Here is an 11887-nt window from a genome sequence, read left to right on the forward strand (position 1 = left end):
ACTACTTGTTGGTTTTCAGAACTTAAAAGGATTACAACCCTGCTTCCTAGCGTGCGTAGAAAAGAACAGAAGCGAGAAATCATAAAAAATAAACGCAGAGGATAATTTTTACATTTGATTCTTCACCCATAAGTATAACCCCTAGGGGTGACTGACTGCAATAGCTTATACTTCGAGTATGCATTAATACCGCACAAGTGAAGTATAAGCTATTTACTTTTTGGCCTCCAGCACCAGGTATTGGCCGCTCATCGCCATGAACCGCAGCACCAGCTTCTCATCGGCCAGTTCCTGCACCTCCCAGCGCGGTAACATGGTGCTCAGAAGGGACCGGCCATCCACCTGTCTTGTCTGCATACTGATGTACCTGTCGGGAGCCCTGTACTCCCAACGCCCCTCCTCTATACTTCCTGCGTCCGCCACCCCAAAATGCCGGCTTAATGTATAGGTGCCATTCGCGCGAAAGGTCAGTTCGATTTCCTCCTGCGGATGCACTGGCTCCAGCTCGCCTTTGTGTGCATAAAACTGCTCGCGCAACACCCAGGTTTTGGAAAGCATGGCAACTGTATCTTCCTGCTGCACCAGGACTGGCGGCAAAACAGGGCCGAACTTTAACGCTGGGTTTACAGTAAGAGTGAGGTACAAAATCAGTGTTGAAAACATAGATCAGGGACTTTGGTCTGTACAAGTATAACTTACGCAAAACGAAGTTTTTGCGTGCAAGCGCTGCAAGAAAAAATGGAAAACAAACAAGTAAGACACGAGGAGTTTATGCGGGAGGCGATCAGCCTTTCGATAGAGAAAATGAAGGAAGGCTACGGCGGGCCTTTCGGGGCGGTGATCGTACGCAATGGCACAATTGTGGCCCGCGGCTACAACAAGGTACTGCACACCCACGACCCCACAGCACACGCCGAGGTAGAGGCCATCCGGGCAGCAACCCAAACCCTGGGCACTCACGACCTCTCCGACTGCGAGATCTACGCCAGCTCCCAGCCCTGCCCTATGTGTATCGGCGCCATCTACTGGGCCAGGCTGAGCAAAGTATACTATGGCAACCGGCACGAGGAGGCGGCTCGCATCGGTTTCGACGATTCTTTTATTTACGAGGAGTTGGAGAAGCCTGTGGAGCAACGGCGCATCCCCATGGTGCAGCTGTTACCGGAGGAGGCCCGGAAGGCTTTTGAGGCCTGGGAGCAGAAGGCGGACAAGCAGCCTTACTGAGTTAGAGAGTTAGAGAGTTAGAGAGTTAGAGAGTTAGAGAGTTAGAGAGTTAAGGTATACTTTATAGTTTGGAGTAGAGTCTAAAAAAAGATGCTAAACTCACTTTAAGAGTATAAAAAAACTGCTGGCCATACTTTTTAAGGTATAGCCAGCAGTTTTTTTATAATCCCAGCTTTTAAGCCGGATAGCTCATTTGTCTTTTGTCAAACAGTCCTTTGTCTAACGACTAGCGCTGCTTCATCATGTTAGCCAGGTTACCGAGGCCGCCGCGCTTACCGGACATCTTGTTCATCGAGCGCATCATCTTGCGCATGTCGTTGAACTGCTTCATCAGGTTGTTCACCTGCGTCACGTCGGTGCCGCTGCCTTTGGCGATACGGGCACGGCGGCTGCCGCTGATGATATCCGGGTTCTCACGCTCCTGCGGCGTCATGGACTTGATGATGGCCTCGATCGGCTTGAAGGCGTTCTCATCGATCTCCACATCCTTCAGGGCCTTCCCAACGCCCGGTATCATACCTACCAGGTCTTTGATGTCACCCATTTTCTTGATCTGCTCCAGCTGTGTGAGGAAGTCATCGAAGTTGAACTGGTTCTTGCGGATCTTCTGGTTGATACGCTTCGCCTCATCCTCGTCGAAAGCCTGCTGCGCACGCTCCACCAGGGAGATCACGTCGCCCATGCCCAGGATTCGCTGCGCCATACGGTCCGGATAGAACAGGTCCAGCGCCTCCATCTTCTCACCGGTAGAGATAAATTTGATCGGCTTCTCCACCACGGCACGAATAGAGAGTGCGGCACCACCACGCGAGTCACCGTCCAGCTTGGTGAGCACCACGCCGTCGAAGTTGATACGCTCATTAAAGGTCTTGGCCGTGTTCACCGCATCCTGGCCCGTCATGGAATCCACCACAAACAGGGTCTCGGTTGGCTTAATGGCCTTCTTGATCTCGGCTATCTCCTTCATCATCGCCTCGTCCACGGCCAAACGACCGGCGGTGTCGATGATCACGACTTTCTTATGCGTCTTCCTGGCGTGCTCCACGGCATTCAGGGCAATCTGCACCGGGTTCTTGTTCTCCGGCTCGGTATAGGCCTCCACGCCCACCTGCTCAGCCAGCACCTGCAGCTGGTTAATCGCCGCCGGACGGTACACGTCGCAGGCAGCCACCATAACAGAACGGCCCTGCTTTTTGATGTAATTGGCTAATTTGCCTGTGAAGGTGGTTTTACCAGAACCCTGCAAACCAGAGATGAGGATGATGGCCGGTTCGCCTTTCAGGTTGATGTCCTGCTTCTCGCCGCCCATCAGCTCGGTCAGCTCCTCGTGCATGATCTTCACCATCAGCTGGCCCGGCGACACCGCGATCAGTACGTCACGGCCAAGGGCTTTCTCCTTGATGTTGTCGGTTACAGTTTTGGCAACTTTATAGTTCACGTCGGCATCTACCAGGGCACGGCGCACCTCTTTGATAGTGGCGGCTACGTTGATCTCGGTAATGCTTCCCTGGCCTTTCAGCGTTTTAAAGGCACGGTCTAACTTGTTACTTAAATTATCGAACATGTTCTTTTCTGGATTTACCTACAAAAATACGGATTATCAGGAAAACTTACTACTTTATTGTACGGCTTCGGCCCGAGCAGTTTGTGCTGCATCAAAAGTATAAAGACAACAGCAGCCTTTCGGGCGCGTAAAGCCATTATCAGAATGATTAATTCCCTATATTTGACAACGAATGCATAGTGCCTATTGCCTTGAAAGAAACTGACCAAACCGATATACTCTACATTTCCTACTACTGGCCGCCCTCTGGCGGGCCGGGTGTGCAGCGTGGACTGAAGTTTTGTAAATACATGCCTCAGTTTGGCGTGCGCCCAACCGTGCTCACGGTGGACGAGAAACAGGCCTCCTACCCTCTTCTGGACGAAACCTTCTCCCAGGAAGTTCCCGAGGGGCTGCAGGTTTACCGCACCGCCACCTCAGAACCTTTCGAGTACTATAAAAAGCTCTCCGGTAAGAAGGAGATCCCCTACAGCGGTTTTGCTAACCAGCAGTCAAAAGACACGCTCGTGGACAAGCTGTTCAAGTTCGTGCGCGGCAACCTGTTTATACCCGACGCCCGCGTGGGCTGGAACAAGCATGCTATACGCAAGGCAGACGAATTGTTGCAGGGCGGCAAGTATAAAGCCATAGTTACCACCAGTCCACCGCACTCCACGCAGCTGATTGGCCTGAAGCTCAAGCAGAAGTATAACCTGCCCTGGATAGCCGACCTGCGCGACCCCTGGACCAACATCCACTATTACGACCAGCTTTACCACACGCCCCTTGCCAAACGCCTCGACGAAAAATATGAGCGGCAAGTGCTGGAGCAGGCCGACGCCATTATCGTAACGAGCGAGGACACCAAGCGCCTTTTCCTGAACAAGCCCGCAAGTATAGACGGGCGCAAAATCCACGTCATCCCGAACGGTTACGACGGGGCCGATTTCGTATACCAGAGCAAACCGCCCAAGAACGAGTTCGTCATTACTTACACGGGCACCATCACCGAGCAGTATAATATTGATGTGTTCCTGAAGGTACTGGCCCATATGCTGACGGTACACAGCGAGATCAACTACAAGCTGCGCTTCGTGGGCAAAGTGTCGGAGGGCATCAAAAAACGCATTGAGAAAGCCGGGGTGCTGGGCATCACGGAGTTTATCCCTTACGTACCGCACCAGGAGGCCATCAAGTATATGATGGAGAGCACCGTGCTGTTCCTGGCCATCGCCGACGTGGAGAACGTTTACGCCAACGTTCCAGGCAAGCTGTTCGAGTACCTGGCCTCCAACAAGCCTATCATTGCCCTGGGTCCGGTGCACTCCGACATGGACCGCATCATAGATGAGTGCGGTGCCGGCCGCCTGTTCCACTACACCGCCTACGACCTGATGCTGGACCACATGAACCAGTGGAGCAAGGCCTGGAAGATCAACCCGAACCTGGACCTGCCCTACATCAACCACTCCCGCTTTTCCCGCGAGTCGCTCACAGAGGAACTGGCGAAGGTGATTAAAAAACTGGTGAAGAAGTAATCTGTCATAACCTGTCGTGTCTGGCGCACTCCCACTTCCCCTTTGAGTTAGGGAGAGTTAAGTATGAATATTTTATACTTGTTATACTTTTCGCCGGGTCAGGCAGAACGCTGCCAAGTGTAAAGTTGACTAAAGAAAACGGCTCACCCTGCGGACGCCTTTCGCTTTAGTATAATTCCGGATACCCCTACCTGTGCACCCTACGGTTAAAATAAGTATCTTGCAGCAAGATTGGGTGACCATTTTGCACCTAAAGTATAAAGCAAAAAACGTAGGATGGCATTAGACCTTAACAACAAGGCTATATTGGTTACGGGCGGCACGGGCTCGTTCGGAAAGAAGTTTGTGGAGATGGTATATGCCCGCTTCCCGAATGTGAGAAGAGTGGTGATTTACTCCCGCGATGAGCTGAAACAGTTCGAAATGTCTCAGGTTTTCCCTCACAGCAAGTATAACTCTGTCCGTTATTTTATTGGCGATGTGCGCGATGGCGAGCGCTTTAAACGTGCCTGTGAGGGCATAGACATCATCGTACACGCCGCTGCCCTCAAGCAGGTGCCGGCCGCCGAGTATAACCCGATGGAGTGCATCAAAACCAACGTACTGGGTGCCGAGAACGTGATAAACGCCGCCCTGGACTGTGGTGTGAAAGACGTGGTGGCGCTCTCTACAGACAAGGCGGCGGCCCCGATCAACCTATACGGAGCTACCAAGCTGTGCTCAGATAAACTATTTGTGGCTGCCAATAACATGCGCGGCAAGCGCGACATTCGGTTTTCGGTGGTTCGTTACGGCAACGTGATCGGCTCCAGGGGCTCTGTGGTGCCTTTCTTCCTGAAGAAGCGTGCCGACGGTGTATTGCCCATCACCCACCCGGACATGACCCGCTTCAACATCTCTCTGGAGGAAGGCGTTGAGATGGTGTTCCATGCCCTGGATAAACATTGGGGAGGCGAGATCTTCGTACCCAAGATCCCGTCTTACCGCATCACCGACGTGGCCGAGGCCATCGGCCCGGACTGTAAGCAGGAGGTCGTGGGCATCCGTCCGGGAGAGAAACTGCACGAAGAGATGATCACCGAAACCGACTCCCTGAACACGGTGGAACTGGACAAGTACTACGTTATACTTCCGTCTACCCCTATCTGGAGCACCGAGGAGTTCCTGAAGGCCCACAACGGCAAGATGACCGAACTGGGCTTTAAGTATAACTCCGGCACCAACACCGAGTGGTTGACGGTGGATGAGCTGCGCGAGCAAATCCGTCAGCACGTAGACCCTGATTTTAATGTATAAGTTTTGAATGATTGACTGAGTGAATGTGTGACTTTTCAACTTTCTAACCTTCTAACTTTCTAACTCTTGTCAGAAGCAAACCATACAAAACAGCCTACGCGCACCATCCCCTACGGCCGTCAGCATATCACCGAGGACGACATTGAGGCGGTAGTGGAGACCCTGCAGTCCGACTTCCTGACGCAGGGACCAAAGGTACTGGCATTCGAGCAGGCTTTTGCAGCATATGTGGGCGCCAAGTATGCGGTGGCCTGCTCCAACGGTACGGCCGCCCTGCACCTGTGCACCATGGCCCTGGGCGTGAATGAGGAGTCAAGCGTGATTACCACGCCCATCACGTTCGTGGCCTCTGCCAACTGCGTGCGCTACTGCGGCGGCACCGTGGCGTTTGCAGATGTAGACCCAGCTACTGCCCTGCTGGACATCAACAAAGTACGTCAATTGCTGGAGAGCAAACCCAAAGGCTACTATAACGGCATCATCCCTGTTGATTTTGCAGGAAACCCCGTTAACCTGGAGGAGTACCGCCAGTTGGCTGACGAATTTGGCCTCTGGATCATAGAAGATGCCTGCCACGCGCCCGGCGGCTATTTTACCGACAGCAAAGGCCGGAAGCAATTGTGCGGTAACGGAACGTATGCTGATCTGGCCATCTTCTCTTTCCACCCGGTGAAACATATTGCCACCGGCGAGGGCGGCATGGTCACCACCAACAACGAAGAGCTGTACCAGGAACTGCTCAAACTGCGCACACACGGCATCACCCGCGACCCGAACCTGATGGAGGAGAACCATGGCGGCTGGTACATGGAGATGCAGGAACTGGGCTACAATTACCGCATCCCGGATATGCTCTGCGCTTTGGGCATCTCGCAGCTGCATCGCGCCGAGGCTGGCCTTGCCCGTCGCAAGGGCATTGCCAAAGTTTACGACAACGCTTTCTCAGGCATAGATGGAATAAAAATACTGGGCACCAGTCCCGAGGCACTTGATGCCGATGGAAACACCGGCCACGCCTACCATTTATACGTGATTCAGGTCGCAGACCGCAAAGGCCTCTACGATTACCTGCGCCAGCACAACATTTTCGCGCAGGTACATTACATCCCGGCCCATACCATGCCCTACTACCGCAACCTGGGCTACCAAAAAGGGGATTACCCGGAGGCAGAAGGTTATTACGCCAGTTGCCTGAGCCTGCCTATGTACCCAAGCCTCACGCAGGAGGAGCAGGAATACGTGATTGAGAAGGTTAAAGAGTTTGTGGGGTAGTGACAAAGGCAGAAAACCTCCGGAAATTGATTTTAGGCACCGCGCAGTTTGGCCTTGATTACGGCATCAGTAACACGCGTGGCAAAATAACTCAAACCGAAGTAGCGTATATACTTTCTAAGGCTGCCGAAGCAGGTATCTGCACTCTCGATACTGCTGCAGCCTATGGCAATAGTGAGGAAAGTATAGGCAAATCATTGCAAGGTAGAAGTGACTTCAACATCATCACGAAGTATCCTCCTAACACACCAGAAAAAAGTATAAATCAGGCATTTGAGGAGTCGCTGAAAAGGCTGGAAACAAAAAAATTATACGCCTACCTGCTGCATAGTTTCAGTAGCTACCAGAACAACCCTACACTGCTGGATAAGCTTCTGGATCTAAAGGCTAAGGGTAGGGTAGAAAAAATTGGCGTCTCAGTGTACCATCCAAAGGAGGCCGAAGCTCTTTTGCAGCATCACGCAGCGATAGACATTGTACAGTTGCCCTACAGTGTGTTTGATCAACGCTTTAACACCATACTCCCTAAGCTGCGCCGCAAAGGAATTGAAACGCACGTACGCTCTATCTATCTGCAGGGCTTATATTTTATGCAACAGGAAAGTATACCGCAGCATCTCCAGAAAGTCGCTCCTAAGGTAAAGGAGTTGCAACATCTAGCTGCAAAGTATAAACTGCCTCTTGGTGCTATGCTAATGGGATTTGTCCTCCGGCACAAGTATATTACTAACATCGTTGTGGGTGTGGAGAGCCTGCAAACGCTGGAGGAGAACATTGCATTTTATGCTTCGCAACTAAAAGAAGAACTGTACAGCGAGCTTCAGAAGTTTGAGCAGACAGATGAAGATATTATCTTACCCTATAAGTGGGCAAAAGCATGAGCACAAACGTGAGCACCTTATTTAACCTTTCTGGTAAAGTAGCTTTGGTAACAGGCGGTTATGGCTACCTTGGCACAGCCGTTTCAGAGGGGTTGGCAGAGGCCGGCGCAATAGTATACGTTCTGGGCCGGAGCGACGAGAAATTCAAAGAGGCTTTTCAGCCTGCCCCCTCTACCCCTGTCTGGTTCCAGGAATGCGATGTTGCCGATACTCAAAGTATAAAGGATGCATTTGCAGCCATAGAGGCAAAAGAAGGAAGACTGGATGTGCTTGTTAACAATGCTTTTTACTCCAAAGGACAAAATCCTGAGGCTCTAACCGATGAGGAATGGGCTTTTGGTATAGACGGTAATCTGAATAGTGTGCACCGTTGCATTCGGGAGGTTATCCCCCACCTTAAAAAAAATGGTGGCAGTATCATCAATGTTTCTTCTATGTACGGTATGGTTTCCCCCGACTTTAGTATTTACGAAGAAAGCCCTGCCTCACTGAACCCACCCCATTACGGAGCTGCGAAGGCTGGCGTTTTACAACTTACCCGATATTTTGCCTGCTACTTAGGCAAATCCGGCATTCGAGTCAATGCGGTTACTCCTGGCCCGTTTCCAAACGAGATGGTGCAGCAGAATGAGGCATTTGTAGCACAGCTTAAGAAAAAGAACCCGCTTGGTAGAATCGGCCAGCCAGATGATCTGAAAGGTGCCTTTGTATATCTTGCATCAGAAGCTTCTGCTTTCATGACTGGCCAAAATATGGTAATAGATGGAGGCTGGACGGCATGGTAACCGTTGGCGCCATCATACAGGCTCGATTAGGTTCGGAACGTTTGCCGAATAAAGCATTCCTGCCACTACCATTCAACAATGGTCCTACCTTGTTATGGCATGTGGCAGCGCGCGCAAAAGCAGCCCAAAGCATAGCTACCGTCCTTGTAGCCACTACCGAAAATACAACCGATAATGCCATCTATACTTTCTGCCAGAAAAGCCAGATAAATTGCTTCAGAGGCTCGGAAGATGACGTGCTGACAAGATTCTATACAGCAGCCCAAAAGTATAAACTAGATGTAGTAGTAAGGCTAACTGGCGATAATCCATTCATCATGCCGGAAACCCTAGACGAGGCTGTTGCTAAACACGTGGATGCCGATGTAGATTATACTTTAACCGAAGGGCTTCCGCTTGGTACTAATATAGAGGTTGTATCTTTTTCAGCTTTAGAACGTGCAGCCAGAATGGCAACCGAGGAGGCAGACCGCGAACATGTAACACCATACATCCGCAGAGAGCAGGGTTTTAAAACGCAAAGGGTCACCTATACTTCTGCACTAAGTGCGCTGCGGCTAACCGTTGATTATCCATCTGATTACGCGCTGGCCAACTTGCTTTACGACAGGCTTTACGATCAAAATAAGCTATTTAACTTCACTGATATAGAAGAACTGTTGCAGGAACATGACTGGCTGACGAACGTTAATACACAAAACCAGCAGCGACAGGCCTTTGCCACCGAAGCCGATGAGTTTTCAAGCGCTGCTAAAACATTACAAGAAGGCGGCTACAACCGTGTGCTGCAGAAACTACAGGAGGTATTAAAGTGAATTCCAGAACCCGCATCATTTTCCGTGCCGACGGCAACAGCCAGATTGGGCTGGGCCACGTAGTGCGCTCGCTGGCACTGGCCGAAATGCTGCGCCATGACTTTGAATGCGTGTTTGCCATCCAGGCGCCTAGCCCCGAACTGCAGGAGCAGATCAGGCAAACCTGCGATGGCCTCATCATACTTCCTGTCTGCAACCACAGCGAAGAAAGATTTATACATGAGTTGGATGCCTATATTGCCGATAACGTGCTGGTGGTGCTGGACGGCTACGACTTTTATACAGCCTATCAGCAAAGTATAAAGCGCAAAGGCTGCCAGCTTTTCTGCATCGACGACATCCACCGTTATACTTTTGTGGCTGATGCCGTCCTCAACCAGGCCGGTGGCGTAGAGTCGGCAAAGTATAAAACGGCACCTTACACCAAACTTTTACTGGGGCCCAAGTATGCGCTGCTAAGGCCTGATTTTCTGCAAGCAGCCACACAAGAAAGGACATTCCCTACCGGGGAAGTGTGCGTGTTCCTGAACCTGGGTGGTGCCGACCTGCATAACCATACGCTGCGAATTGCCAGGGAACTGAAGCGCATCCAAGGAATAAAAAAGGTGGAGATAATAGTAGGCAGCGCCTACCAACATCTACAAGAGCTGCAGACATGGCTGGAGCAGAATCCAACGTATCGCCTGCACCAAAACCTCAGTGCGGAGGAGATGTGCCGGCTGATGCAGCGTTGTAGTGTAGCGGTCACTTCTGCCAGCGGCGTAGCGTACGAGTATGCTTCGGTGGGCGGGTTGCTGTTTATACTTCAGACAGCGGATAACCAACAAGGGCTTTATACTTTCCTGACCCGAAACGTCCTGGCACAAAAGTATGAGCAATTGCCCCAAAGTATAAATAATGAGTTTTCTAGTGCATTTGAGCAATTAGTTGCAACCCAGCGCCAGCATTTTGATGGAAAATCCGGAGAAAGGCTACGGGAAGTGTTCCGTAACTTGGCATTGGCGGCAAGCATATCCATGCGCGAAGCCACTGCCGACGACCTGCTGCTGCTCTTCGACTGGGCCAACGACCCTGCGGTGCGCCGGCACTCCTTCAACCCGAATCCTATACTTTTAGAGAGCCACACCCGCTGGCTGCACACAAAGCTGGAAGATAAGCGAGCGATGCTTTATATTGCAGAAGCTGCAGGCCTGCCAGCGGCCCACATACGGTTCGAGCTGCAAGACGGCAAAGCGGTCATCAGTTATTTGATTGGCTCCAATTTTAGGGGGAAAGGGCTTGGGCACGTGATCCTGCAGAAAGGCGTGGTAGCGTTGCTTCAACAAAACCCCGGGCTAGAACTGGTGGAGGGATTGGTACAAAAAGAGAATACGGCTTCGGTCAGGGCCTTCGAGAAAGCTGGTTTCAGCTATGGCACACCCGATCCACAGTTTCCGCAAGCGCATCGGTTTGTGTTGCGCCCTCAACGAATAAAGTAAGTATAAACATGATTCAGGATATAACCATTGCGGGCCGTTTGGTTGGTCCAACACATAGGCCATTTATCATTGCAGAGATGTCGGGTAACCACAACCACTCGCTGGAGCGGGCGCTGGCTATTGTGGATGCCGCCGCTGAGGCCGGTGCCGACGCTATCAAACTGCAAACCTATACCGCCGACACCATGACGCTGCCAGGTGCCTTTACCATTGAAGATGAAAATTCCCTCTGGAAAGGACGTGAGCTCTACGACCTCTACCAAGAAGCCTATACGCCCTGGGAATGGCACCAACCAATTTTTGAGCGAGCCAAACAACATGGCCTGATCGCCTTCTCCTCTCCTTTTGATGAGTCGGCTGTGGATTTCCTGGAAGAACTGGGGGCACCAGTGTACAAGATCGCTTCTTTTGAAAACACGGACCATCCGCTTTTGCGTAAAGTAGCCGCTACAGGCAAACCGGTGATCATGAGCACAGGCGCCGCCACGCTGACCGAGTTGGACGAGGCTGTACGCGTATTGCGGGAGGCGGGCTGCGAGCAGTTTATACTTTTGAAATGCACCAGTACCTACCCTTCTACTCCGGCAAACACGAACCTGGCTACTATTCCGCACATGCGTGCATTGTTTAACGTGCAGGTGGGGCTATCGGACCATACGATGGGTGTGGGAGCGGCTGTGGCTGCCGTAGCGTTGGGCGCAACGGTTATCGAAAAACACTTTACCTTGTTAAGAGCGGATGGTGGCGTAGATGCTGCTTTCTCGCTGGAGCCACAGGAACTGCAAGCGCTGGTGATGGAGTCCGAAAGGGCGTGGCAGGCCCTGGGGCATGTACAGTATGGCGTGCAGCGCGCAGAAGAAAAAAGCCGCCTGTTCAAGCGATCGGTGTATGCAGCCAAAGACATCACTGCTGGTGAGGCACTTACCAAAGAGAACATCCGGGTGATACGGCCGGGCCTAGGCCTGGCACCCAAGCATTACGAGGAACTGCTGGGCAAGCCTGCCGCTGTAGCCATCAAAGCCGGCACGCCCCTTACCTGGGACATGGTGTAGCCC

General features: G+C 51.8%; 11 protein-coding genes. 9 read left to right on the forward strand and 2 right to left on the reverse strand.

All coding sequences use genetic code 11. From position 1 onward, the window contains the following. Positions 1-213: 213 nt before the first annotated feature. Entirely contained in the window at positions 214-597 is a 384-nt protein-coding gene (locus OH144_RS08180; RefSeq protein WP_266205808.1) for a hypothetical protein, read from the reverse strand. A 141-nt stretch (positions 598-738) separates the two neighbouring features. Here OH144_RS08180 and OH144_RS08185 point away from each other — a divergent pair, with 141 nt between their 5' ends. Further along, positions 739-1224 (forward strand): nucleoside deaminase, encoded by a 486-nt coding sequence (locus OH144_RS08185; RefSeq protein ID WP_266205809.1) that lies wholly within the window; start codon positions 739-741, stop codon positions 1222-1224. 226 nt (positions 1225-1450) lie between these two features. On the opposite strand, the gene ffh is transcribed toward OH144_RS08185, so the two are convergent. Further along, complete coding sequence (gene ffh / locus OH144_RS08190; protein WP_266205810.1) at positions 1451-2788, reverse strand: signal recognition particle protein; 1338 nt, start codon at positions 2786-2788, stop codon at positions 1451-1453. A gap of 191 nt (positions 2789-2979) precedes the next feature. Here ffh and OH144_RS08195 point away from each other — a divergent pair, with 191 nt between their 5' ends. The 8 genes from OH144_RS08195 (at position 2980) to pseI (ending at position 11884) form a co-directional block, all read left to right on the forward strand. After that, positions 2980-4305 carry a glycosyltransferase family 4 protein gene (locus OH144_RS08195; RefSeq protein ID WP_266205811.1) on the forward strand — a complete coding sequence of 442 codons (1326 nt, stop codon included), beginning with the start codon at positions 2980-2982 and terminating at the stop codon, positions 4303-4305. A gap of 276 nt (positions 4306-4581) precedes the next feature. Beyond that, entirely contained in the window at positions 4582-5601 is a 1020-nt protein-coding gene (gene pseB, locus OH144_RS08200; protein WP_266205812.1) for a UDP-N-acetylglucosamine 4,6-dehydratase (inverting), read from the forward strand. Between the two features lie 66 nt (positions 5602-5667). Further along, positions 5668-6873 (forward strand): UDP-4-amino-4,6-dideoxy-N-acetyl-beta-L-altrosamine transaminase, encoded by a 1206-nt coding sequence (pseC, locus tag OH144_RS08205; protein WP_266205813.1) that lies wholly within the window; start codon positions 5668-5670, stop codon positions 6871-6873. A gap of 26 nt (positions 6874-6899) precedes the next feature. Beyond that, positions 6900-7754 carry an aldo/keto reductase gene (locus tag OH144_RS08210; protein WP_266205814.1) on the forward strand — a complete coding sequence of 285 codons (855 nt, stop codon included), beginning with the start codon at positions 6900-6902 and terminating at the stop codon, positions 7752-7754. Next, complete coding sequence (locus OH144_RS08215; RefSeq protein ID WP_266205815.1) at positions 7751-8539, forward strand: SDR family NAD(P)-dependent oxidoreductase; 789 nt, start codon at positions 7751-7753, stop codon at positions 8537-8539. Before OH144_RS08210 ends, OH144_RS08215 begins: the two co-directional genes overlap by 4 nt. Next, positions 8533-9354 carry a glycosyltransferase family protein gene (locus OH144_RS08220; RefSeq protein WP_266205816.1) on the forward strand — a complete coding sequence of 274 codons (822 nt, stop codon included), beginning with the start codon at positions 8533-8535 and terminating at the stop codon, positions 9352-9354. The genes OH144_RS08215 and OH144_RS08220 overlap by 7 nt, the downstream gene beginning before the upstream one ends. Then, positions 9351-10832 carry a UDP-2,4-diacetamido-2,4,6-trideoxy-beta-L-altropyranose hydrolase gene (pseG, locus tag OH144_RS08225; protein ID WP_266205817.1) on the forward strand — a complete coding sequence of 494 codons (1482 nt, stop codon included), beginning with the start codon at positions 9351-9353 and terminating at the stop codon, positions 10830-10832. Before OH144_RS08220 ends, pseG begins: the two co-directional genes overlap by 4 nt. A gap of 8 nt (positions 10833-10840) precedes the next feature. Next, positions 10841-11884, forward strand: coding sequence for a pseudaminic acid synthase (pseI, locus tag OH144_RS08230; protein WP_266205818.1), 1044 nt, complete (start codon positions 10841-10843; stop codon positions 11882-11884). Positions 11885-11887 lie beyond the last annotated feature (3 nt).

It is taken from the genome of Pontibacter kalidii, from assembly GCF_026278245.1.
Taxonomy (GTDB): Bacteria; Bacteroidota; Bacteroidia; order Cytophagales; family Hymenobacteraceae; genus Pontibacter; species Pontibacter kalidii.

Coding starts and splice junctions, on each gene's coding strand:
- ffh (WP_266205810.1), bottom strand. CDS start 2,788: ATGTTCGATAATTTAAGTAACAAGTTAGACCGTGCCTTTAAAACGCTG.
- pseB (WP_266205812.1), top strand. CDS start 4,582: ATGGCATTAGACCTTAACAACAAGGCTATATTGGTTACGGGCGGCACG.
- OH144_RS08185 (WP_266205809.1), top strand. CDS start 739: ATGGAAAACAAACAAGTAAGACACGAGGAGTTTATGCGGGAGGCGATC.
- OH144_RS08215 (WP_266205815.1), top strand. CDS start 7,751: ATGAGCACAAACGTGAGCACCTTATTTAACCTTTCTGGTAAAGTAGCT.
- OH144_RS08220 (WP_266205816.1), top strand. CDS start 8,533: ATGGTAACCGTTGGCGCCATCATACAGGCTCGATTAGGTTCGGAACGT.
- pseI (WP_266205818.1), top strand. CDS start 10,841: ATGATTCAGGATATAACCATTGCGGGCCGTTTGGTTGGTCCAACACAT.